Raw genomic sequence first — 20841 nt, forward strand, 5'->3', positions numbered from 1 at the left:
CACCAAGTTCGAAGCTGAGGCCTACATCCTCACCAAAGAAGAAGGCGGTCGTCACACGCCGTTCTTCGCGAACTACCGCCCACAGTTCTACTTCCGTACAACTGACGTCACCGGCACAGTTCAGCTTCCAGCTGGCACTGAGATGGTTATGCCAGGCGACAACCTGAAGTTCGACGTTGAGCTGATCGCACCAATCGCGATGGAGCAAGGCCTCCGCTTCGCGATCCGCGAAGGCGGCCGCACAGTTGGCGCTGGTGTTGTATCCAAGATCACTGAGTAATGGGGTGCGGGCCTAGGCCCGCGCACCACGTGGGTGACCTGGGGCAGTCGTTCGTAAGAACGATGAGAGCAGAGAACCCACTCGGTTGTTACTAAACAGAAGGCCGCTTCCAAAAGGAGGCGGCCTTTTTGCGTTGGTTAAGTTGTGGGAGCATTAAACTTCCGCTTGGCGGACGACGCGGACTTTCAGTTTCTTGCCTTCGCTAACGCAGCATTTCCTCGCACTTGCAGCGGCATGCATTTTGCAGTGCAGCGGATTTCACCAGAGCGGCCATCCATGCGGGGATTTTGAAAATCGCAAGCAACGATGCTCCGCGATCGAGATGTTCGATCCAGTCTACTGCATCGAACATCCAATTTAGCCATGTCGATTTGCTACATGCCAGCCATCTTGCTGCGCTTAGAACATGTCGCGAAGATCGAGTGTGGGAGCGTCTCGCTCAATTTCGAACGCTGTGGCACCTTGGTCTGAGATGATCTGAACCTCTAGCTCCAGTGCGTTCGGGAATGGGCCAAAGTAGGCAAAAGTGATCAAAGACGCTACCTCGGTATCCAAGCAATTTAGCAGATATTCCGTATGGAATTCTGTGTGGCCTGTCTCTTCGGCATGTTCTTCGTGACCATGATCTTCATCGCCGTGTTCATGACCTTCTTTTGTATGCTCCTCATGCCCATATTCAATCGCAACCAAAATCTGGTCACCCGGTACGGCGAAGAAGTTCTCTGATCTGGGCCAAAACGGAGTTTTTCAACAGTATCAGCCCAAAGTTGCATTTATTTCGAATAGCGCGGACGTCTGCATTTGCGCGTAATCTCAAATGTCGGTGCGGATTTGGTGGCCTGGTCCAAAGAGAAGGCGCACGCTGGTAACTGCCGTGTCGATATCCCACGTAATGCGGTCGATTGTGAACAATGCACTCTGGAGAGGGCATTGCAGGACATCTGCTTCACCCTGCGTTGCTGATGTCGCTGAGAACTTTATTTCGCCGTGCGTGTAGGGTGCATGTTTGAGCAACCATTCGTTTGCACTGATCGTCTCAAAGTTCTCGTCTAAGATAGAGGGAACTACGGCTGGGTTGATCCACCGATCCTCATAGGCGTAGGACGCACCATCGGCCAAGTGCAAAGCGCAGACATGTAGCAACCACTGGTCCGGTGGCGTTTTCATGGCTTTGCTAACAGATGGCGGCGGTGCAATTTCGCGCCGTTTGATCCGCTGATAGTCGTAAGAATGGCCTGCATCCTCGACTTCGTTACGGATCACGGCAATGTTCAAAGTAGCTTTGGCAACGGGCTGAACCGCCACCCGCGTTCCTGCCTTGCGCCTGCGGTCCAACACGCCAGTTTCTGCTACAGCGCGCAATGCGCGGTTGACTGTGGTCCGCGCGCATCCAAATTCTAACGCGAGGTCTGCCTCATTCGGGATCAGATCACCAGGCCGCCATTCGCGTGCATGGATGCGGCGAAGGACTTCGGTCTGCACACTTTGCCAGTTCCGAAATTTCGGCGTGTTCATAGGGCTTCTTTCAGATCATCAATGGTGCGTTTGTATGCCGCGATGATGGCCTTGCGTGCAACATGTTCACCACCCGTCACCATATGACGCCCTGCAGACCAAACATCACGTACAAGGCGGTCGTCACCCGCAAAAATCCAAGCATCCAATGCGGTGTCGCCGCTGCGGCCCCACATATGTTCGTTGTCCGTATCAAGGGCCATCATGTCGGCCCAATGACCTGCCTCAAGCCGTCCGGTTTGGCGTTGGGCTGCCTGCGCCCCGCCGCGAAGAATTTCTTCAAATAACCTATGACCGGTCGAGAGTTCACTCGTTGCCAGCGCAGCGCGCGTGCCGTCCCGCAAGCGTTGCGAATATTCCAACGTACGCAGCTCTTCACTCAGGGCAATTCGGACATTGCTGTCGGAACCGATCGCAATCTTTCCGTTTGTATCCAACCATCGTACCGCGTCAAAAATACCGTCCCCTAGGCTGCTTTCGGTAATCGGGCATAACCCTGCCACTGCCCCTGATTGCGCCAAGCGCACTGTCTCGCTCGGCGTCATCTGGGTGCCGTGGATCAGGCACCACCGTGCATCCAGCCCCATATTGTCCAGCGCCCACTCCACGGGCCGAGCGTCCCAATAGGCTTGCACTTCATCAACCTCAAGCACCTGTTCTGCCAGATGCATATGGATTGGCCCTGTTGGAAACAGTGTTGCGTAAGATTTTAACGTCTCGACACCAACGGCCCGCAGTGAATGAGGGGCAACCCCGTGCTTGGTATCGGTAGGTAACGATGAGAGAGAAGCGATGGCTCCGTCATGCAAGGTTTGAAATTGTTCCAGATCGTTGCCAAACCTGATCTGGCCGTCTGTCAGCGCTCGTCCATCACATCCGCCAAATTGATAATGTACGGGGAGCAAGCACAACCCAATTCCCGTTTGCGATGCGGCAGCGGCCACGCGTGATGACATCTCTGCAATGTTATCATAGGGCACGCCGCCCGGTTGGTGATGCAGATAGTGGAATTCAGCATTCGTCGCATAACCTGCTTCTAGCATTTCCATCTGGACGAACGCTGTAATGGCTTGAACGTGATCAGGGTTTAAGCGGTCCAAGAACCGGAACATCAATTGCCGCCACGTCCAGAAACTGTCGCTAGGGTTCGGACCGCGCCTTTCGGTCAGGCCGGCCATCGCGCGTTGGAACGCGTGGCTGTGCACATTCACGGGTGAAGGAAGCAACATGTCGGTTGTCGTGCCAGCAGCGGCCGCATCCGATTGCACCGCCGAAATACGCCCGTCGACATCAATGTCGACCCGCACATCGGACGCCCAACCCGATGGCAGTAACGCAGATTTAGCCCAAATAGTTTTCATGATGCTCTCGCTTGACAAGTTTATTATGTATGCACATAAAAACACCAAGTGCTCATTATTGCAAGCAAGGCGATACATATGCTTTTGACCAATGGACAGGTTGCGACCCTCAAAGACGACGATAGCTTTGGCTTGATCGAAGATGGCGTGATTGCATTGGATGGTGCACAAATCGCCTGGGTCGGCATTGCGGCTGATGTGCCAGATACCTACCGAAACTTGCCAACCCATGATCTAGAAGGACGGCTTGTCACGCCTGCATTGATAGATTGCCACTCTCACGTCGTATTCGGCGGCAATCGCGCGGCGGAGTTCGAACAACGATTAAATGGTGCCAGCTATGAAGAGGTTGCAAAGGCAGGCGGCGGTATTGTCTCGACCGTAACTGCCACGCGTGCCGCATCCGATGAAACTCTGCTCGCAGATGCTTTGAAGCGGGTTGATACTATGATCGCCGAAGGCGTGACGCTTCTTGAAGTGAAGTCTGGTTACGGTTTGGACCGCGATTCTGAGTTGAAAATGCTGCGGGTGGCGCGTCGGATTTCCGAAGTGCGCCCAATTGACGTGCGCACCAGTTTCCTTGGCGCACACGCGGCTCCTTCGGAATATACGGGACACCCCGACGATTATATCGACGAGGTTTGCATCCCGACATTGCGCGCAGCCCACGGTGAGGGGTTGATCGACGCGGTCGACGGGTTCTGCGAGGGCATCGCATTTGATACGTCCCAGATTGCCCGCGTTTTTACCGTGGCTCAGGAGCTTGGCTTGCCAGTAAAACTGCACGCTGAACAGTTATCCAATATAGGTGGCACACAACTTGCGGCACGACATAATGCACTGAGCGCTGATCATGTTGAATACGCAACGGACGACGATGCTGCAGCTCTGGCTAATTCGGGCACTGTCGCCGTTGTTCTGCCTGGCGCGTTTTACACACTCCGAGAAACACAAGCGCCCCCGATCCAGTCTTTTCGCGACCACGGTGTCCGCATAGCGTTGGCCACCGATTGCAATCCCGGGTCTTCGCCGCTGACGTCACCGTTGCTGACGATGAACATGGCCTGCACGCTGTTCCGTATGACACCACTAGAGGCGCTGCTGGGCATGACCACCCACGCCGCCCGTGCACTGGGCGAAACCAACCGTGGCCGCATCATCGCGGGCAACCGCGCCGACCTCAATATCTGGGATGTCGCGCATCCGGCTGAACTTTCCTATCGCATCGGGTTCAACCCTTTGCACACACGCATTTTTAAGGGGTCGCTATGACAGTCTCGTTAACACCGGGTGCCGCGACATTAGCGCAGTTGCACGATATTTGGTCCCATCAAAAACCCGTCACGCTTGATGCGTCTTCGCACGCCGGCATCCACGCCGCCGCCGCTGTCGTTGCTAAAGCCGCCGCAAGCGATACCGCTGTCTACGGCGTCAACACAGGTTTTGGAAAGCTCGCGAGTGTCACGATTGCAGCCCAAGACGTGGCGACCCTTCAACGTAATTTGATCCTGTCGCACTGCTGTGGCGTGGGCGATCCGTTGGACACGGCGACCACACGATTGATGATGGTGCTAAAGCTGTTATCGCTGGGGCGCGGCGCATCGGGCGTGGTGATGTCCACCGTTGAGATGATCGAGGCAATGCTGGCCCGCGACGTGACACCCATCATCCCCAGCCAAGGTTCTGTCGGAGCGTCCGGCGATCTGGCCCCGCTCGCACATATGGCTGCAGCGATGATCGGCGAGGGCGAAGCGGTGTTTGACGGCACACGCATGCCAGCGGGTGAGGCACTGTCCAAGGCAGAGATCACGCCGATTGTTCTGGGGGCCAAAGAGGGCCTCGCACTGATCAACGGCACGCAGTTTTCAAACGCCTGCGCGCTTGTGGGCTTGTGGGGGGCGTGGCAAAACGCGGCGACGTCTGTGCTGACGTGTGCGTTATCCACCGACGCGATCATGGGGTCCACGGCACCTTTGCAAGATGCGATCCATACGCTCCGAGGTCACGCGGGACAGATTGCCGTTGCACGTGCGCAACGCGCCCTTATGGAAGGGTCGGTGATCCGCGAAAGCCACGTTGAGGGCGACGCGCGCGTGCAAGACCCGTATTGCATTCGCTGCCAGCCACAGGTCACGGGGGCTGCATTGGACGTGCTTCATTTCGCAGCCCGCACGCTTGAGATTGAAGCAAACGCAGTCACAGATAACCCGTTAGTTTTGGTCGACGATGATATGATCGTCTCGGGGGGCAATTTCCATGCCGAACCCGTTGGGTTTGCTGCCGACCAAATCGCCGTTGCCGTGTCCGAAATCGGTGCAATCGCACAGCGCCGTGTGGCCTTAATGGTGGACCCGACGCTGAGCTTTGATCTACCGCCATTCCTGACACCTGATCCGGGCCTGAATTCTGGCCTTATGATCGCCGAAGTCACGACTGCGGCGTTGATGAGCGAGAACAAGCACCTCGCCAATCCGTGCACAACCGACAGCACGCCGACCTCGGCCAACCAAGAGGATCACGTGTCCATGGCCGCCCACGCGGCAAGGCGATTGTTGCGAATGAACGCGAACCTGAATGTAATCCTCGGGGTCGAGGCAATGTGCGGTGTGCAAGGAATCGAATTTCGCGCGCCCTTACAAACAAGTGCACCATTGCAGGCAGCGATGAGTACTTTGCGCGCAGAGGTTCCCACAATCAAAGAAGACCGCTACATGGCGCTGTCGATTGAAGCCGCCGCAGCAATGGTTGCTTCAGGCAAGCTGACTGGTGCAGTTGACCTACCACCTTTCGTGAAAGGGCATGCAAAATGACACCTGTGTCAGTCACCCAAGGGTGTAGCCCGATTGTTTTAGGCTTGCCGCACACAGGAACGTTTGTGCCCGATGATGTAAGCGCAAATCTCAATGAAAATGGGCGCAAACTGGCTGATACGGATTGGCATATCGACAAGCTTTATGATGGGTTAATTCCAAACTTAACAACGGTCAGGGCTAACTTTCACCGCTACGTCATTGATGCCAATCGCGATCCTGAGGGGGCCAGCCTGTACCCCGGGCAAAACACGACGACGCTGGTACCATTGACTGATTTTGATGGTCTGAACATTTGGGATACGCCCCCAACCGAAGCCGACGTCGCGGCGCGGCGCAGTGCGTTCCATGCGCCCTATCATAACGCCCTCACGACAGAGCTGGACCGCGTCCGCGATATCCATGGCATAGCAATCTTGTACGATTGTCATTCTATCCGTTCCCACATCCCACATTTGTTTGAAGGCTTCCTTCCCGATTTCAACATCGGAACAAATCTGGGCACGACTTGCGCAGACCGGATCGAAGCTGCAACAGTTGAAATTTGCAAGCACGCCGAAGGCTACAGCAACACGTTGAACGGACGTTTCAAAGGCGGTTGGACGACGCGTCACTACGGACATCCCGCCTTAGGTATTCATGCAATCCAGATGGAACTGGCCCAATCAGTTTACCTAACCGACGAAGCCGCACCTTGGACCTATGATCAAGCCCGCGCGGATCGCTTGCGACCACACCTGACACAAATTCTCATTGCTTTGGCCGAACTGGCCCCGTCTTTAGGAGGCACCCAATGACCAATTCCCGCCACAACCTGCGCGATGTCTTTGCCCCAACAGGCACTGAGATCACGGCCAAAAGCTGGCTAACCGAAGCGCCCATGCGAATGCTGATGAACAACCTACACCCCGACGTGGCAGAGAACCCGCACGAGTTGGTGGTGTATGGTGGCATTGGCCGTGCCGCACGCACATGGGAGGATTTTGATGCCATCGTCGCTGCCCTCAAAGTGTTAGAAGATACACAGACATTGCTGGTTCAATCAGGCAAACCGGTTGGCGTATTCAATACCCACAAAGATGCACCGCGCGTTCTGATCGCCAATTCCAACCTCGTGCCGCATTGGGCGACGTGGGACCACTTTAACGAACTCGATAAAAAGGGCCTCGCGATGTACGGCCAGATGACGGCGGGGTCGTGGATTTACATCGGGACGCAAGGCATTGTGCAAGGTACCTATGAGACGTTCATGGAAGCGGGTCGTCAGCACTACGATGGCAATCTGACAGGGCGCTGGATTTTGACTGGCGGTCTGGGGGGCATGGGCGGCGCACAACCTTTGGCTGCGGTGATGGCTGGTGCATGCTGCTTGGCCGTCGAATGCGACGAAACTCGCGCAGATTTCCGCCTGCGCACGCGCTATGTGGACGAAAAGACCCACGATCTGGACGAAGCTTTGGCCATGATCGAGGCTTGGACCAAAGCAGGCGAGGCAAAATCAGTTGCGTTGATTGGCAACGCGGCCGATGTGTTCCCCGAACTGGTCAAGCGGGGCGTAAAGCCTGACATGGTCACCGATCAAACATCTGCCCATGATCCGATCCACGGCTACCTACCGCAAGGTTGGAACGTAGCACAGTGGCGTGAAAAACAAGAGAGCGCGCCGAAGGAAGTCGAAGAAGCAGCTCGCGCGTCGATGAAAACCCAAGTCGCAGCGATGGTGGATTTCTGGAACGCAGGGGTTCCGACGCTGGATTACGGCAACAACATTCGCCAAGTTGCGCAGGAAGAAGGGCTAGAAAACGCGTTTGCATTCCCCGGATTTGTGCCTGCTTATATTCGCCCGCTGTTTTGTCGCGGCGTTGGCCCGTTCCGTTGGTGCGCCCTGTCTGGTGACCCAGAAGATATCTACAAAACCGATGCCAAGGTGAAAGAATTGATCGACGATCCGCATCTGCACAACTGGCTCGATATGGCGCGCGAACGTATTGCTTTCCAAGGTCTACCTGCACGGATTTGCTGGGTTGGTTTGGGGCTGCGTGACAAGCTAGGCCTTGCGTTCAACGAAATGGTCCGGACTGGCGAACTCAGCGCGCCTGTTGTGATTGGCCGTGACCACCTCGACAGCGGCTCCGTCGCCTCGCCCAACCGCGAGACGGAAGCGATGAAAGACGGGTCAGATGCTGTATCTGACTGGCCCCTTTTGAATGCGATGCTGAACGTCGCTGGCGGGGCCACATGGGTGTCTCTGCACCACGGCGGTGGTGTTGGCATGGGCTTCTCTCAGCATTCCGGCATGGTCATCTGCTGTGACGGAACCGAGGATGCAGACCGCCGGATCAAGAATGTGTTATGGAACGATCCGGCGACGGGCGTCATGCGTCATGCCGATGCTGGATATGAGGACGCACTGGATTGCGCACGCGAGAACGGCCTGAACCTCCCTGGCATTTTGTGACATGATCGACTTAATCATTGGCGACGCAGCCCTGACACCCACGGCCTTAGATCGAGCGGTTCGCGAAAAGCACCGCGTTCGGATCGCAGAGAGCGCAATGGTTCGTGTGCGAAGTGCACGGGTGGTCGTGGATGATATTCTTTTGGAAGATGCGCCGGTCTATGGCGTGAACACCGGTGTCGGATCGCAAAAGGCGCACGCCGTCGATCTGAGTGCGATCACCGATTATAACCGCGCCTTGATCCGCGCTCATGGCACCCGTGTACCGGGACCCCATGCGTCGCAGGAAACGGTGCGCGCGACTTTGATCGTCATGATAAACGAGCATTGTCATGGGCTTTCAGGTATCTCCCCTGAGTTACTAAGTCTGATGGCGGAACTGGCCAATGCAGACATTATGCCCAAGATTGATGCCAGCGGTTCCGTAGGTGCATCAGACCTCGTGCCCCTTGCACAGATTGCTGAATGGATACTGTCAGATCCGCGTTCCATCGCCGCAGAATTGCCAAAGGCCAAAGATGCGCTTTGTCTCATCAATTGTAATGCATTCAGTTTAGCCGTTGCCGCGCTCGGGTCCTCCGATTTAAAATCTCTTTTCTCGGGCTTCGAACATGCCGCAGTATTCTCTCTTGAAGGGTTTCGCGCCAACCTCGATGCGGTTTCCCAAGATGTTGCATGCATGACTGCCCGTGTCGGGCAGCGTGAGGTTGCTGACAACCTCGCGGGTCTTCTCAAAGGCAGCGCGTTGCTAGAAAAAGGCAAGGCCCGGTTTCTTCAGGATCCGCTTAGCTTTCGTAATGTCACACAAGTCCTCGGTGCCGCATTGGAATGTGCCGACTGGTTAGAACGGGTATTAACCGATGAAATGGCCAGTTCGGTCGTGAATCCAATGATCGTCCGGTCCGATAGTTCGGCTGTAAGCCATGGCAATATGGATACGACACGCCTGACATTGGCGATCGACATGATGCGACAAGCCTTAGCAAAGGTTGCTGATGTCGTGGGGGAGCGTGTTCAGAAGCAGCAGTGGCCAACGTTTTCGGGATTACCAATCGGGCTTGCACAAGATGACGCCCCAACGGGCGGGGTTCAATTCCTTAATCTCGGGCATATTACGGCATCACTCGTCACTTCCGTGAAAATTTGGGCTACGCCCCATCTTTTGCACTCTGTCGGTCAAGTGGCGGACGGGGTTGAGGATACAGCCAGCAATGCCGTTCATTCGGCATTTGATCTAAACCGACAAATTGAGGCTTGCTTCAAGATCGCAACACTCGAAACGATCGTTGCACTATGGGCGATAGATCGGCGCGACCTACCAGTCGAGGATTTGGGACAAGCACAACGCGCCCTTTGTGATCAGTTAAAGCCACTTCTTCCGATCGGCAGTGAGGGTGCAGACACTTTTGACTTAGCCCCCTGTGTCAAACTGTTCCGCGACTATTTTTCGACCGTTGAAAGCAATGAGTGCGGTTTAAAGTAGTTGATTTTACTCTTTGCTGAGATGCATTGAAAACAATTTTACTGTGATTTTTTTCATTTCTCACATCATTGAAAAACACGAAAGGGTGGTTGGCGCAGCTGCAGCGACAGACTTTTTTGGCCGTACTTTGTGAATTCGTATATCATGTCTCGCTGCAGATTGCACGAATGACCGGTTTTCTCGCCACTCAGCAGCATTGAAAATTACGCAAGCGCAGCAAATTTCGCGCTGGGTGCGCAGGCAGCGCGAAAACTGAATTCACACAATGGGCTCAAAGCAGTCATCCGAAATAACACCAAAGCCCGGAATCAAGCGCGTAGCGCGCCGGGCGTCGCCAGACCGCGGGGTGGCGATATTGTAACCACAGCTCACCATTTCAACGGGGGATGTGCTCAGCTACCATAAAGTGGTGTGAACCAGTGTTGCATCGCCACCCCGCGGTCTGGCGATGCCCGACTTGTGACCAACTGAGAGGTTGCACGGCGCCCAGATTAGCAACGGGGTGTCGCTGTCACTTTGCATTCGCAAAATGACCTTGCGCATGGGCTTTAAAATCTCTGGGGATTTTAAACCCGTCAAAAAAGGTGTTGCCACACCCACCGACTCCCCCTATAGCACCCACACGGAACAGGGGTACGCGATGCGTGCCCTTCTTTTGTTCTGGAAAATAGACGCGATGAGGGTGCCGGATGAGCCGGTATCTTCCAATCCGTTAAGACCTCATTCGAGGGATATATGTCATGGCAGCAAGCCAAAACATTCGCATCCGCCTGAAAGCATTCGACTACCGGGTACTTGATGCATCCACACAAGAGATCGTTAACACAGCTAAGCGCACCGGCGCTGACGTTCGTGGCCCGATCCCTTTGCCAAACAAGATTGAAAAATTCACCGTTCTGCGTGGTCCACACGTAGACAAAAAATCCCGCGATCAGTTCGAGATCCGTACGCACAAGCGTCTGCTCGACATCGTTGACCCAACTCCGCAGACCGTGGACGCGCTGATGAAGCTCGACCTTGCTGCTGGCGTTGACGTCCAGATCTCGGTTTAAGGAGGGCTACTGAATGTTGCGCTCTGGTGTAATTGCGAAGAAGGTCGGCATGACCCGCCTCTTCATGGAAGACGGCAAGCAGATCCCTGTCACCGTTCTTCAACTCGAAAAGCTGGAAGTTGTGGCCAACCGCACAATTGAGAAGGACGGCTACACAGCTGTTCAGCTCGGTGCAGGCACAGCAAAAGCTAAACGGACGTCCAAAGCCATGCGCGGTCACTTCGCCGCTGCTAAGGTGGAGCCTAAGCGCAAGGTCGCTGAGTTCCGTGTGACCGAAGGCAACCTGATCCCCGTTGGTGAAGAAATCATCGCGGAGCACTACTTTGACGGCCAGTTCGTTGACGTAGCAGGGACTTCGATCGGTAAAGGCTTCCAAGGTGCTATGAAGCGTCACAACTTTGGGGGCCTTCGCGCTACTCACGGTGTGTCGATCTCTCACCGTTCGCACGGTTCGACTGGCCAGTGTCAGGATCCGGGTAAGGTTTTCAAGGGCAAGAAGATGGCTGGCCACATGGGCGCCGTCCGCGTGACCACGCAGAACCTGCAAGTTGTTAAAACTGACAACGAGCGCGGCCTGATCATGATCAAAGGCGCCGTTCCTGGTTCCAAAGGTGGCTGGGTCACCGTTAAAGACGCCGTGAAGAAGCCTTTGGCTGACACCGTTGTCTTCCCTGCCGCGCTGCGTTCCGCCGCTGTAACTGAAGCACCAGCTGAAGCTGCTGCCCCAGAAGGAGATGCGTCCGATGAAAGCTGATGCAATCAAACTTGACGGCAAATCGGCCGGCTCCGTAGAGCTGTCTGACGCCATCTTCGGCCTCGAGCCACGTGTAGACATTCTGCACCGTGTGGTTCGCTGGCAGCGCAACAACGCGCAGGCTGGTACTCACAAGGTGAAGACCCGTTCCGAAGTTAACTACTCGACCAAGAAGATATACCGTCAAAAAGGTACTGGTGGCGCACGTCACGGTGCTCGTTCGGCTCCGATCTTCCGCGGTGGTGGTGTCTACAAAGGCCCAACACCTCGCAGCCACGGCCACGAGCTTCCTAAGAAAGTTCGTAAGCTTGGCCTGATGCACGCTCTGTCCGCGAAAGCGGTTGCAGGCGAGCTGGTCATCATCGACAGCATCGACGTGAAAGACGTGAAAACCAAAACTTTGGCCGCACAGGTTAAGGAATTGGGTTGGAAGCGCGCTTTGATCATCGACGGTGCCGACGTGAACGCTGACTTCGTTCAAGCTGCCCGCAACATCGCTGGTCTGGACGTTCTGCCAACAATGGGCGCGAATGTCTTCGACATCCTGAAACGCGACACTTTGGTTATCACCAAAGCTGGTCTCGAAGCACTGGAGGCTCGCCTGTCATGAGCACGAAGTCTGAGCACTACGACGTGATCCGCAAGCCGTTGATCACCGAGAAAGCCACATTGGCCTCGGAGAACAACGCGGTTGTATTTGAGGTCGCTATTGAGGCCAACAAGCCGATGATCAAAGAAGCAGTGGAAACACTCTTCGGCGTCAAGGTGAAGGCGGTTAACACCTCCATCACTAAAGGTAAGGTTAAGCGTTTCCGCGGCCAGCCTGGTCGTCGTAAGGACGTGAAGAAGGCGTATGTTACCCTCGAAGAAGGTAACACAATCGACGTCTCTACCGGTCTTTGATTGGTTGGTGCGCTAGAAGGCGCACCACTTAAAGAATTAGAAACCCCGGTCTGGAAACAGGCTGGGGTTTTTTGTTGCCCGTTGAATTGAGCATAGAGCCGCCCAAACACAAAAATGTTGCGAGACATTTGCCAAGGCGCCGCTACATTCAAATTCATATTCAATGACGGAGATGGCAAGATGAAACGGTTAACCGCAAAAGACTTTGATCCCAAAATTTTAGAACTCTACGATTTCTACGCCCACGGGCAGATCACCAAACGCCAGTTCCTTGATGGGGCGGCCAAGTTCGCAGTGGCTGGCATGACCGCCACGACCATCCTCGGGCTGATGTCCCCGAACTATGCGCTGGCCGAGCAGGTCTCGTTCAACGACCCTGATATTGAACCCGAATACGTCACCTACCCATCCCCCAACGGCCACGGTGAAGTGCGCGGCTACATGGTCCGCCCCGCTGGTGTTGAGGGCAAACTGCCCGCAGTGGTCGTGGTGCACGAGAACCGTGGCCTCAACCCCTACATCGAAGACGTGGCACGCCGTTTGGCCAAGGCTGGCTTCATGGCACTGGCACCGGATGGCTTAACTTCGGTGGGCGGCTACCCCGGCAATGACGCGGAGGGGCGCGAGTTGCAGCGCACTGTGGACCGCACGAAGCTAATGAACGATTTCTTTGCAGCCGTAGAGCACTTGATGGCGCATGAAGGCTCCACCGGCAACGTCGGGATCACCGGCTTTTGCTACGGCGGCGGCGTGTCCAACGCGGCGGCGGTGGCCTATCCTGAGCTGAAGGCCGCGGTGCCCTATTATGGTCGCCAAGCGGCTGCCGAAGACGTGCCGAAAATCAAGGCGCCTTTGCTGTTGCACTACGGCGAACTCGATCAGCGCGTGAACGAGGGCTGGCCTGCCTATGAGGCCGCGTTGAAAGAGCACGGCAAAGATTACGAGGCCCATATCTATGAGAAGGCCAACCACGGCTTCCACAACGACAGCACGCCCCGCTACGACGAAGAGATGGCGAACCTGTCATGGGATCGCACCATCGCGCATTTTAAGAAGCATCTTGTGTAAGGTGAGGCGGTCCTCTTTCTAGAGGATCGCTTTGCGACGGCAATGAAGCCTCGGCTGCGAAAGCAGTCGGGGCTTTGTTTTTGGAGGGGCAAAGTTCGTGCCGGTCCGATGATTGAGTTTGGCGCGCCCGCGCGGGTATGTTTGAGGTCGATCCTCTAGAAAGCGGCTATTTCAAAGCAACAGCAATGATAAGCGCCGCAATCTTGCGATCTTTTGGATTGCTGAGCGCAGCACCCGAAGACAATTCCTTCGCGCCACGAGGACTAAGACCTGTGCGTTGTAATCCCGCAGGATCCAGCGTTGGGTATCTGACTTTGATCTCTTCGAACGGTAAGTTGTGGTGTGCCGCCGTCTGGCGTTTCACCTCGGCTACAAGTTTCATATTTCCTGACATTGAATTTTCCTTGCTAAAATTTGGGTACTCGGAACGGATGAAGTAAATAACTTCGCGGGCATCATGTCTCGGATTGGCATTTCGATCAAGCGGGCGTTTGCGAAGGCCCAGGTTCGAAATAATCCGCTCGGTCCCTATCATTCCTCGCTCCATAGCGTATGGGGTGTGGAACCCATTAGGAGAATGCACAATGGAAGCGTCACAAAGCGTACCAGACCTAGTTGCGGCGGCGCGCGAAGCGGCGAAGGATGCAAAGCCAGAGGAGCTGGCAGCGGTTGCCGTTGATGTCTTTTCGGCGTTCGAGGCGCGGATGCAGCACCACTTCAAGCGCGGCCCGTTCTCGCGCAAGCTACGCGCGGTGTTGTTGAAGGAGGGGCAGGCGGACCTCGCCGGGCGGCTGCACCAATACTACCTCGCGGTGAATGTGCTGAAGCACGGGAAAGGCGCGAGCCTGCGCGAGCTGCTGGATACGCAAAGCGCGCTGATTGTGGTAAAGCCGTTCGACGAGACGACCCCCGAGGCGGCGCTTGTCGATGTCACCGCACCGAGCTTTTTTGAAGGTCTAATGGCGACTATTCTGGACGCGTACGCGTTTCTTGAAAACAAGTAGCCCCGTTCCGCCTCCGGCCCTGCTCGGACTCAAGCCGCAGGCGCCGAGCATCGCCGGACCGTCCCACGGGCTGGCGATTTTCTGAGGCTGGGTTTGGCCTTGAGAAAGGGGACGTGCCTGGCTGCCATAAAGTGGTGTACCGGGAGGTCAGATCACCATCCCCCGGTCCAGCGATGCTCGGTTGTTTGACTGAATGTCTGCTTCGAGCCCAAATTGCACATAGTATTTGGTTATTTTCGCGATCCAGTTTACGAATTTTAGCATGACTAAGTTGCACCAAAAAACTGAAATAACTGGAACGTGTTGGATAGAGTTTAATATCTCTGGCAGCTCGGAAAAGTTCGAACATTGGCAGAGTTCATCCGCCTATGCATCACTCGATAGCATGTATGAAATACTGGATGTGCTCGTACACTGCTTTGAAAAATTTGATTTATACGGGCCCCCACTTTTTGTTGAGCCGCAAAACACAAAGGTCTTCATCGAGGCGTTGGACGATTTTTCAAAGTCTGCCCCATCTTCAACCAAAGCCTTCGCACGCGACCTAATTGATTTCTTCTCAAAGAGCCTGACAGGTGGTAAGCCGCTTTGGATTCTCACGGTATAGGTAATGGCGGCTTAGTCCGCATAGCTGCCATTCATGCTTCAAGCCGTCACTAACCTCTTGACCCCCAACACCCTCCAACCTAAACACCGACATCGGCCAAGCCCCAGATTCGTCTGGGGCTTTGCTGTTGTTCGCAAGAACACTTTAATTCGGGGACCTTCGGGGCCCTATAAACCAAGCAGCGGTAAGTCCCGCTTGCTCCAAAACGGAAGACAGAAAGCATGGCACTTAAGTCGTATAAGCCGACGACGCCAGGCCAACGTGGGTTGGTTCTGATCGACCGCTCGGAACTTTGGAAAGGCCGCCCGGTCAAAGCCCTCACGCAGGGTTTGACCAAGAATGGCGGACGGAACAATACCGGTCGGATCACAATGCGTCGCAAGGGTGGGGGCGCCAAGCGTCTTTACCGGATCGTTGACTTCAAGCGGACGAAATTTGACGTCACAGCTACAGTCGAGCGGATCGAATATGACCCGAACCGGACTGCGTTTATCGCACTGGTGAAATATGAAGACGGCGAGCAGGCCTACATCCTTGCTCCACAACGCTTGGGCGTTGGTGACACCGTCGTAGCCTCGGCCAAGGCCGACGTGAAGCCGGGCAACGCGATGCCGTTCTCCGGTCTGCCAATCGGCACAATCATCCACAACATCGAGTTGAAGCCAGGCAAAGGCGGCCAGATCGCCCGTGCTGCTGGGACTTACGCTCAGTTTGTGGGCCGTGACGGTGGCTACGCTCAGATCCGTCTGAGCTCCGGCGAGCTTCGCCTCGTCCGTCAGGAATGCATGTGTACCGTTGGTGCCGTGTCGAACCCAGACAACTCCAACCAAAACTTCGGTAAAGCGGGCCGCAACCGTCACAAGGGCATCCGCCCATCTGTGCGTGGTGTTGTTATGAACCCCGTTGATCACCCACACGGTGGTGGTGAAGGTCGGACCTCTGGTGGTCGTCACCCGGTTTCCCCATGGGGCAAGCCAACAAAAGGTGCACGTACTCGCAACAAGAACAAAGCGTCGCAAAAGCTGATCATCCGCTCGCGTCACGCCAAGAAGAAGGGACGCTAGTATATGTCTCGCTCTGTATGGAAAGGTCCTTTCGTCGACGCTTATGTGTTGAAGAAGGCCGAAGCTGCCAAAGACAGCAGCCGCAACGACGTGATCAAAATCTGGTCGCGCCGCTCCACTATCCTGCCTCAGTTCGTTGGTCTCACTTTTGGTGTGTACAACGGCCGGAAGCACATCCCAGTAAGCGTTACCGAAGACATGATCGGTCAGAAGTTTGGTGAGTATTCCCCAACTCGGACCTACTACGGTCACGCCGCTGACAAAAAAGCGAAGAGGAAGTAAGCCATGGGTAAGGATAAGAACCCCCGCCGCGTGGCAGACAACGAAGCAATGGCAAAACTGCGCATGCTCCGTACTTCCCCGCAAAAACTGAACCTCGTGGCTCAGTTGATCCGTGGCAAGAAAGTTGACAAGGCTTTGTCCGACCTCACTTTCTCCAAGAAGCGTATCTCTGACGACGTTAAGAAATGCCTGCAGTCCGCAATCGCGAACGCTGAGAACAACCACAACCTCGACGTGGATGATCTGATCGTGGCCGAGGCCTATGTTGGTAAAAACTTGACCATGAAACGCGGTCGCCCTCGGGCCCGTGGCCGGTTCGGCAAGATCGTTAAGCCGTTTTCCGAGCTGACAATCAAGGTGCGCCAAGTTCAAGCTGAGGAGCAAGCATAATGGGTAATAAAGTAAATCCTATCGGCATGCGTCTTCAGGTCAACCGCACCTGGGACAGCCGCTGGTACGCTGAAAGCAAAGACTTCGGTGACATGCTTCTGGAAGATATCCGGATGCGTGAGTTCATCAAAGTTGAGTGCAAACAAGCCGGCATCAGCCGTGTGATCATCGAGCGTCCGCACAAGAAGTGCCGCGTCACGATCCACACAGCACGCCCAGGCGTCATCATCGGCAAAAAAGGCGCCGATATTGAAGGTCTGCGCAAGAAGCTGTCCGCGTTCACTGAAAGCGAACTGCACCTCAACATTCTTGAGGTTCGTAAGCCTGAACTGGACGCAGCACTGGTTGGCGAGTCCATCGCCCAGCAGCTGGAACGTCGTGTGTCCTTCCGTCGCGCTATGAAGCGCTCGGTACAGAACGCAATGCGCATGGGCGCCCTCGGCATCCGTATCAATCTCGCTGGCCGCCTTGGTGGCGCCGAGATCGCTCGGACCGAATGGTACCGTGAAGGCCGCGTGCCTTTGCACACCCTGCGTGCCGACATCGATTACGCACACGTTGAAGCGATGACTGCCTATGGCATCATCGGGATCAAAACATGGATCTTCAAAGGCGAGATCATGGAACACGATCCACAAGCGCGTGACCGTAAGCAACAGGAACTCCAAGACGGCCCAACACCTCGCGGTGCTGGCGGTCGTCGCTAAGGGGGGCGTGAACAATGCTACAACCAAAGCGTACTAAATTTCGCAAGATGCACAAAGGCCGCATCAAGGGCGAAGCAAAGGGCGGGACAGACCTGAACTTTGGCACCTACGGTCTTAAGGCAGTTGAACCTGAGCGTATCACTGCGCGCCAGATCGAAGCTGCTCGTCGTGCAATGACGCGTCACATGAAACGTCAAGGCCGTGTCTGGATCCGTATTTTCCCAGACTTGCCAGTAACCTCCAAGCCTATCGAAGTTCGTATGGGTAAGGGTAAAGGTTCCGTGGACTTTTGGGCATGTAAGGTCAAACCTGGCCGTATGATGTTCGAAATCGACGGTGTGGCCGAGCCAATCGCCCGTGAGGCCCTGCGCCTTGCTGCGATGAAGCTGCCTATCAAAACACGGGTTGTTGTCCGCGAGGATTGGTAACCCCGTTGCGCTTTGGCGCGACGACGTAGAAATGACGACGTAGAAATAAAGGCCCCCGCTGAGAAATCGGCGGGGGCTTTTTTGTATTTAGACTTAGGGCTAGAAGAAGGGATGACTGATTTACATGACGAATATCATTTCTATTGGACTGGCCCTTTTAGCCAATGGCAGCCCTCGACGATCGAGTTGGACGAGGTTGTGTTCAACAGCGCCGAGCAGGCGATGATGTACCTAAAAGCCAAGCTCTTTGGTGATGATGAGATCGCGACCCAAATTTTACTCGCAGAGGATCCGGGGAAGCAAAAGGCGCTTGGCCAAAAGGTGGCTGGCTTTGACAACGCGACATGGGATGCCAACAAGGGCGAGATCGTTCTGCGGATCAACCTCGCGAAGTTTCGCCAGAACAAAGGTCTGCGCCGCAAGCTGTTTCAAACGGGTGCGAAGCTTTTGGTCGAGGCAAGTCCAGTTGATACCATTTGGGGCATAGGTTTGGACGCTGCGACGGCCTCCGTTACGCCCCCGTCGGACTGGCCGGGGCAGAACCTGTTGGGCAAGACGTTGACTAAGGTGAAGGCCGAACTGCGGTTGGAATATCCTGACGAAGCTGTCGCGCTTTAGCGCGACGCGGCGTGTTTTCCCGAAAACGGGCGTTCCGCCATGGTAGACTTAAGGAAGCCCCCGCTGAGAAAACGGCGGGGGTTATTCTTTTGATAAGACAATGGTAGGTAGAATTAGACTTTACTGAGAGTAACATGGTCATGACAGAGCCCAGTATCCCAGATTGGATTAATGCGATTGCAGCTGCGACAGGTGCGCTGGCGATTGTAGCAGGTTTGTTCGGTGCAAAAAATTCGATTGAAGAAAGTCGCAATACAGCACGTGAACTCAGAAAGTCTGAGGTGGCAGAAGAGTTGATCGCGATTGCATTTAACGTCGAGGATGCTTTGAAGGATATACGAAACCCCTTTAGCTCCATCCCTCAAGAAAAGCTTAAGGATAACCGCTATCCGTATCAGCGTCGCTATGAAAGGATAGTTATTTATAACGAGTTATTTAGGAGCTTGCGAGACGCACAAATCCGTGTACGCGCTGTGGTGAATGATCCGAAGGTTGACGAAGCGGTTGAGGTTCTTTTTTCTGCGCGAAGTAGTGTTGCCGTGGCCGTTGAGATTTTGGCTGATTACGCGGACGATCATTCTACCGAATTGTCAGACGACGAAAAAAACCACATGAAATCTTTGAAGAAAGATATGTATGGTAGCTTTTCTAAGCGTGATGAACTTGGCTCCGAAATCACATCTGCCATCGCGTGTATAGAAGAGCGGCTAGGGCCTGTGGCTCGCCTCAATAGCTAGCTCACTTCCCTTTTGTTCGTGGTGTTGCTTTGCTCACTACTGCCTAAGCTGTGCACTGTCGACTATTACCCCCAAGCGTAATTAAAGCTCACCGAGATTCTATCATCCTCAGACATATTCATCGGCACCTCATGCCGCAGAAAACTCTCCCACAACAACACATCCCCAACCACTGGCTTCACATAGATGAACTGCCGCAGTTCCTCGCGGGCATCTTTCAGACGGGTAGGGGCGGCCATCATCATTTGGGACCGTGGGTCCTCCAACTTCAACGCCGACGCGCCTTCGGGCATGGCCACATAGGTGGTGCCGGAGATCACCGAATGCGGGTGGATGTGGGAGGTGTGGATGCCGCCTTGGGGTAGGATGTTGATCCAGATGTCCTCTAGCTTCAGCTCGCGCCCGTCTAGGTCCAGCTCTAGATCCGCTGCGAATTCGGCGACGTGTTTGTCCAGCGCCTCGACCACTGCCTTGAAGATAGGCGACCGCCACGGCAGGTCCGTCAGCGACGCGTAGCTTGTGTAGCCCGCGAATTGGTTCTCCTCGCACCAGTCCTGACCGGCCTCGTCATCCTCAGCGGTGCCAAGGCACTCGTCCTCCAGCTCCTCTGGATCAATGGGGGTGCCATGATCGGCAAGGCGGGCTTGGTACAGGCGGGTCACGAAGAGGGAGCGTATGTTCATAACACCTGATACCGCAGGCCAAGACGCAAGTAAGCCCCTATTTTACAGATATATGCGCAGAGTCAGCGACAGGGCTTGCAATAAGTCGGGCAGGGGTCTAAAGCCACATTTCATCATGAACTCCATTGGAATCAGGGTGACCTCTTTAGGGGCCCTCCGATGTATGAAAAAGGAAAAGGCTATGAACGCCAGCGAGCTTCGCGAGAAGACTGCTGACCAGCTCAATGAAGAGCTTGTCGCACTGAAAAAGGAAGCATTTAACTTGCGCTTCCAACAGGCCACCGGCCAACTCGAAAACACTGCACGTATGCGCGACGTTAAGCGCGGTGCTGCACGTGTGAAAACAATCCTGAACGAAAAAGCGCAAGCTGCAGCTGGGGAGGCTAACTAATGCCTAAGCGTATCCTGAGTGGTGTCGTCACCAGCAACCAGAACGAGCAAACTGTAACAGTTTCCGTTGAGCGCCGTTTTCAGCACCCAGTGATGAAAAAGATTATCCGTAAGTCCAAGAAGTACCGGGCTCACGATGAGAAGAACACGTTTAACGTGGGTGACAAGGTTAGCATTCAAGAATGCGCGCCGAAGTCCAAAACCAAGCGTTGGGAAGTTATCGTCGGTTAAACGATAACTTTTCGAT

Annotated in this window: 27 protein-coding genes and 1 pseudogene; 22 read left to right on the forward strand and 6 right to left on the reverse strand. The window is 54.9% G+C overall.

Annotated elements, in window-relative coordinates:
• A pseudogene (gene tuf / locus ABJN86_RS05920) lies at nucleotides 1-280 on the forward strand (elongation factor Tu); the annotation flags it as partial.
• Nucleotides 281-482: 202 nt separating this feature from the next.
• Here the strand turns inward: tuf and ABJN86_RS05925 are convergent.
• The 4 genes from ABJN86_RS05925 to ABJN86_RS05940 form a co-directional block, all read right to left on the reverse strand.
• Nucleotides 483-632: a hypothetical protein gene (locus ABJN86_RS05925; protein ID WP_348365497.1), complete on the reverse strand. Its 150-nt coding sequence runs from the start codon at nucleotides 630-632 to the stop codon at nucleotides 483-485.
• A gap of 47 nt (nucleotides 633-679) precedes the next feature.
• Nucleotides 680-970 (reverse strand): DUF2796 domain-containing protein, encoded by a 291-nt coding sequence (locus ABJN86_RS05930; protein ID WP_348365499.1) that lies wholly within the window; start codon nucleotides 968-970, stop codon nucleotides 680-682.
• Nucleotides 971-1093: 123 nt separating this feature from the next.
• The gene (locus ABJN86_RS05935; RefSeq protein WP_348365500.1) at nucleotides 1094-1795 is read right to left on the reverse strand and encodes a UTRA domain-containing protein; all 702 of its coding nucleotides are present in this window, start codon (nucleotides 1793-1795) and stop codon (nucleotides 1094-1096) included.
• Nucleotides 1792-3156: a formimidoylglutamate deiminase gene (locus ABJN86_RS05940; RefSeq protein ID WP_348365501.1), complete on the reverse strand. Its 1365-nt coding sequence runs from the start codon at nucleotides 3154-3156 to the stop codon at nucleotides 1792-1794. The genes ABJN86_RS05935 and ABJN86_RS05940 overlap by 4 nt, the downstream gene beginning before the upstream one ends.
• Nucleotides 3157-3234: 78 nt before the next feature.
• Here ABJN86_RS05940 and hutI point away from each other — a divergent pair, with 78 nt between their 5' ends.
• The 10 genes from hutI (at nucleotide 3235) to yghX (ending at nucleotide 13684) form a co-directional block, all read left to right on the forward strand.
• Nucleotides 3235-4428 (forward strand): imidazolonepropionase, encoded by a 1194-nt coding sequence (hutI, locus tag ABJN86_RS05945; protein WP_348365503.1) that lies wholly within the window; start codon nucleotides 3235-3237, stop codon nucleotides 4426-4428.
• Entirely contained in the window at nucleotides 4425-5966 is a 1542-nt protein-coding gene (gene hutH, locus ABJN86_RS05950; RefSeq protein ID WP_348365505.1) for a histidine ammonia-lyase, read from the forward strand. The genes hutI and hutH overlap by 4 nt, the downstream gene beginning before the upstream one ends.
• Nucleotides 5963-6763, forward strand: a complete 801-nt coding sequence (gene hutG, locus ABJN86_RS05955; RefSeq protein ID WP_348365507.1) for an N-formylglutamate deformylase — start codon at nucleotides 5963-5965, stop codon at nucleotides 6761-6763. Before hutH ends, hutG begins: the two co-directional genes overlap by 4 nt.
• Nucleotides 6760-8424, forward strand: a complete 1665-nt coding sequence (hutU, locus tag ABJN86_RS05960; protein ID WP_348365509.1) for a urocanate hydratase — start codon at nucleotides 6760-6762, stop codon at nucleotides 8422-8424. The genes hutG and hutU overlap by 4 nt, the downstream gene beginning before the upstream one ends.
• A 1-nt stretch (nucleotide 8425) precedes the next feature.
• On the forward strand, nucleotides 8426-9907 hold the full coding sequence (locus tag ABJN86_RS05965) for an aromatic amino acid lyase (RefSeq protein WP_348365511.1): 1482 nt from the start codon (nucleotides 8426-8428) through the stop codon (nucleotides 9905-9907).
• 740 nt (nucleotides 9908-10647) lie between these two features.
• Complete coding sequence (rpsJ, locus tag ABJN86_RS05970) at nucleotides 10648-10959, forward strand: 30S ribosomal protein S10 (RefSeq protein ID WP_021101968.1); 312 nt, start codon at nucleotides 10648-10650, stop codon at nucleotides 10957-10959.
• Nucleotides 10960-10972: 13 nt separating this feature from the next.
• Nucleotides 10973-11713: a 50S ribosomal protein L3 gene (gene rplC, locus ABJN86_RS05975; RefSeq protein WP_348365513.1), complete on the forward strand. Its 741-nt coding sequence runs from the start codon at nucleotides 10973-10975 to the stop codon at nucleotides 11711-11713.
• Entirely contained in the window at nucleotides 11703-12323 is a 621-nt protein-coding gene (rplD, locus tag ABJN86_RS05980; protein ID WP_348365515.1) for a 50S ribosomal protein L4, read from the forward strand. Before rplC ends, rplD begins: the two co-directional genes overlap by 11 nt.
• Nucleotides 12320-12616: a 50S ribosomal protein L23 gene (locus ABJN86_RS05985; protein WP_348365516.1), complete on the forward strand. Its 297-nt coding sequence runs from the start codon at nucleotides 12320-12322 to the stop codon at nucleotides 12614-12616. Before rplD ends, ABJN86_RS05985 begins: the two co-directional genes overlap by 4 nt.
• A gap of 180 nt (nucleotides 12617-12796) precedes the next feature.
• Nucleotides 12797-13684 (forward strand): YghX family hydrolase, encoded by an 888-nt coding sequence (gene yghX / locus ABJN86_RS05990; protein ID WP_348365518.1) that lies wholly within the window; start codon nucleotides 12797-12799, stop codon nucleotides 13682-13684.
• A 166-nt stretch (nucleotides 13685-13850) separates the two neighbouring features.
• Here the strand turns inward: yghX and ABJN86_RS05995 are convergent, their stop codons facing one another.
• The gene (locus ABJN86_RS05995; RefSeq protein ID WP_348365519.1) at nucleotides 13851-14219 is read right to left on the reverse strand and encodes a hypothetical protein; all 369 of its coding nucleotides are present in this window, start codon (nucleotides 14217-14219) and stop codon (nucleotides 13851-13853) included.
• A 49-nt stretch (nucleotides 14220-14268) separates the two neighbouring features.
• Here ABJN86_RS05995 and ABJN86_RS06000 point away from each other — a divergent pair, with 49 nt between their 5' ends.
• The 9 genes from ABJN86_RS06000 (at nucleotide 14269) to ABJN86_RS06040 (ending at nucleotide 19521) form a co-directional block, all read left to right on the forward strand.
• The gene (locus tag ABJN86_RS06000; RefSeq protein WP_348365521.1) at nucleotides 14269-14688 is read left to right on the forward strand and encodes a hypothetical protein; all 420 of its coding nucleotides are present in this window, start codon (nucleotides 14269-14271) and stop codon (nucleotides 14686-14688) included.
• A gap of 262 nt (nucleotides 14689-14950) precedes the next feature.
• Nucleotides 14951-15295: a hypothetical protein gene (locus ABJN86_RS06005; RefSeq protein WP_348365522.1), complete on the forward strand. Its 345-nt coding sequence runs from the start codon at nucleotides 14951-14953 to the stop codon at nucleotides 15293-15295.
• A gap of 221 nt (nucleotides 15296-15516) precedes the next feature.
• On the forward strand, nucleotides 15517-16359 hold the full coding sequence (rplB, locus tag ABJN86_RS06010) for a 50S ribosomal protein L2 (protein ID WP_348365524.1): 843 nt from the start codon (nucleotides 15517-15519) through the stop codon (nucleotides 16357-16359).
• A gap of 3 nt (nucleotides 16360-16362) precedes the next feature.
• Complete coding sequence (gene rpsS / locus ABJN86_RS06015; protein ID WP_348365526.1) at nucleotides 16363-16641, forward strand: 30S ribosomal protein S19; 279 nt, start codon at nucleotides 16363-16365, stop codon at nucleotides 16639-16641.
• Nucleotides 16642-16644: 3 nt separating this feature from the next.
• Nucleotides 16645-17031, forward strand: a complete 387-nt coding sequence (rplV, locus tag ABJN86_RS06020; protein ID WP_298258390.1) for a 50S ribosomal protein L22 — start codon at nucleotides 16645-16647, stop codon at nucleotides 17029-17031.
• Nucleotides 17031-17738, forward strand: coding sequence for a 30S ribosomal protein S3 (gene rpsC, locus ABJN86_RS06025; RefSeq protein WP_348365528.1), 708 nt, complete (start codon nucleotides 17031-17033; stop codon nucleotides 17736-17738). The genes rplV and rpsC overlap by 1 nt, the downstream gene beginning before the upstream one ends.
• A 14-nt stretch (nucleotides 17739-17752) precedes the next feature.
• Entirely contained in the window at nucleotides 17753-18166 is a 414-nt protein-coding gene (gene rplP, locus ABJN86_RS06030; protein ID WP_348365529.1) for a 50S ribosomal protein L16, read from the forward strand.
• A 111-nt stretch (nucleotides 18167-18277) separates the two neighbouring features.
• Complete coding sequence (locus ABJN86_RS06035) at nucleotides 18278-18784, forward strand: NADAR family protein (RefSeq protein WP_348365530.1); 507 nt, start codon at nucleotides 18278-18280, stop codon at nucleotides 18782-18784.
• A 134-nt stretch (nucleotides 18785-18918) separates the two neighbouring features.
• Complete coding sequence (locus ABJN86_RS06040) at nucleotides 18919-19521, forward strand: hypothetical protein (RefSeq protein WP_348365532.1); 603 nt, start codon at nucleotides 18919-18921, stop codon at nucleotides 19519-19521.
• Between the two features lie 65 nt (nucleotides 19522-19586).
• Here the strand turns inward: ABJN86_RS06040 and ABJN86_RS06045 are convergent, their stop codons facing one another.
• Nucleotides 19587-20204, reverse strand: a complete 618-nt coding sequence (locus ABJN86_RS06045) for a TIGR02466 family protein (RefSeq protein ID WP_348365533.1) — start codon at nucleotides 20202-20204, stop codon at nucleotides 19587-19589.
• A gap of 181 nt (nucleotides 20205-20385) precedes the next feature.
• On the opposite strand from ABJN86_RS06045, the gene rpmC reads away from it, so the two are divergent.
• A complete protein-coding gene (gene rpmC, locus ABJN86_RS06050) occupies nucleotides 20386-20595 on the forward strand; it encodes a 50S ribosomal protein L29 (protein ID WP_089947412.1) in 210 nt (69 codons plus the stop codon).
• Nucleotides 20595-20825 carry a 30S ribosomal protein S17 gene (gene rpsQ / locus ABJN86_RS06055; protein WP_298258377.1) on the forward strand — a complete coding sequence of 77 codons (231 nt, stop codon included), beginning with the start codon at nucleotides 20595-20597 and terminating at the stop codon, nucleotides 20823-20825. The genes rpmC and rpsQ overlap by 1 nt, the downstream gene beginning before the upstream one ends.
• Nucleotides 20826-20841 lie beyond the last annotated feature (16 nt).

This window comes from Litoreibacter sp., from assembly GCF_039974535.1.
Lineage (GTDB): Bacteria > Pseudomonadota > Alphaproteobacteria > Rhodobacterales > Rhodobacteraceae > Litoreibacter.

Coding starts and splice junctions, on each gene's coding strand:
- ABJN86_RS05925 (WP_348365497.1), bottom strand. CDS start 632: ATGTTCGATGCAGTAGACTGGATCGAACATCTCGATCGCGGAGCATCG.
- ABJN86_RS05935 (WP_348365500.1), bottom strand. CDS start 1,795: ATGAACACGCCGAAATTTCGGAACTGGCAAAGTGTGCAGACCGAAGTC.
- ABJN86_RS05940 (WP_348365501.1), bottom strand. CDS start 3,156: ATGAAAACTATTTGGGCTAAATCTGCGTTACTGCCATCGGGTTGGGCG.
- hutI (WP_348365503.1), top strand. CDS start 3,235: ATGCTTTTGACCAATGGACAGGTTGCGACCCTCAAAGACGACGATAGC.
- hutH (WP_348365505.1), top strand. CDS start 4,425: ATGACAGTCTCGTTAACACCGGGTGCCGCGACATTAGCGCAGTTGCAC.
- hutG (WP_348365507.1), top strand. CDS start 5,963: ATGACACCTGTGTCAGTCACCCAAGGGTGTAGCCCGATTGTTTTAGGC.
- hutU (WP_348365509.1), top strand. CDS start 6,760: ATGACCAATTCCCGCCACAACCTGCGCGATGTCTTTGCCCCAACAGGC.
- ABJN86_RS05965 (WP_348365511.1), top strand. CDS start 8,426: ATGATCGACTTAATCATTGGCGACGCAGCCCTGACACCCACGGCCTTA.
- rpsJ (WP_021101968.1), top strand. CDS start 10,648: ATGGCAGCAAGCCAAAACATTCGCATCCGCCTGAAAGCATTCGACTAC.
- rplC (WP_348365513.1), top strand. CDS start 10,973: ATGTTGCGCTCTGGTGTAATTGCGAAGAAGGTCGGCATGACCCGCCTC.
- rplD (WP_348365515.1), top strand. CDS start 11,703: ATGAAAGCTGATGCAATCAAACTTGACGGCAAATCGGCCGGCTCCGTA.
- ABJN86_RS05985 (WP_348365516.1), top strand. CDS start 12,320: ATGAGCACGAAGTCTGAGCACTACGACGTGATCCGCAAGCCGTTGATC.
- yghX (WP_348365518.1), top strand. CDS start 12,797: ATGAAACGGTTAACCGCAAAAGACTTTGATCCCAAAATTTTAGAACTC.
- ABJN86_RS05995 (WP_348365519.1), bottom strand. CDS start 14,219: ATGATAGGGACCGAGCGGATTATTTCGAACCTGGGCCTTCGCAAACGC.
- ABJN86_RS06000 (WP_348365521.1), top strand. CDS start 14,269: ATGGAAGCGTCACAAAGCGTACCAGACCTAGTTGCGGCGGCGCGCGAA.
- ABJN86_RS06005 (WP_348365522.1), top strand. CDS start 14,951: ATGACTAAGTTGCACCAAAAAACTGAAATAACTGGAACGTGTTGGATA.
- rplB (WP_348365524.1), top strand. CDS start 15,517: ATGGCACTTAAGTCGTATAAGCCGACGACGCCAGGCCAACGTGGGTTG.
- rpsS (WP_348365526.1), top strand. CDS start 16,363: ATGTCTCGCTCTGTATGGAAAGGTCCTTTCGTCGACGCTTATGTGTTG.
- rplV (WP_298258390.1), top strand. CDS start 16,645: ATGGGTAAGGATAAGAACCCCCGCCGCGTGGCAGACAACGAAGCAATG.
- rpsC (WP_348365528.1), top strand. CDS start 17,031: ATGGGTAATAAAGTAAATCCTATCGGCATGCGTCTTCAGGTCAACCGC.
- rplP (WP_348365529.1), top strand. CDS start 17,753: ATGCTACAACCAAAGCGTACTAAATTTCGCAAGATGCACAAAGGCCGC.
- ABJN86_RS06035 (WP_348365530.1), top strand. CDS start 18,278: ATGACTGATTTACATGACGAATATCATTTCTATTGGACTGGCCCTTTT.
- ABJN86_RS06040 (WP_348365532.1), top strand. CDS start 18,919: ATGGTCATGACAGAGCCCAGTATCCCAGATTGGATTAATGCGATTGCA.
- ABJN86_RS06045 (WP_348365533.1), bottom strand. CDS start 20,204: ATGAACATACGCTCCCTCTTCGTGACCCGCCTGTACCAAGCCCGCCTT.
- rpmC (WP_089947412.1), top strand. CDS start 20,386: ATGAACGCCAGCGAGCTTCGCGAGAAGACTGCTGACCAGCTCAATGAA.
- rpsQ (WP_298258377.1), top strand. CDS start 20,595: ATGCCTAAGCGTATCCTGAGTGGTGTCGTCACCAGCAACCAGAACGAG.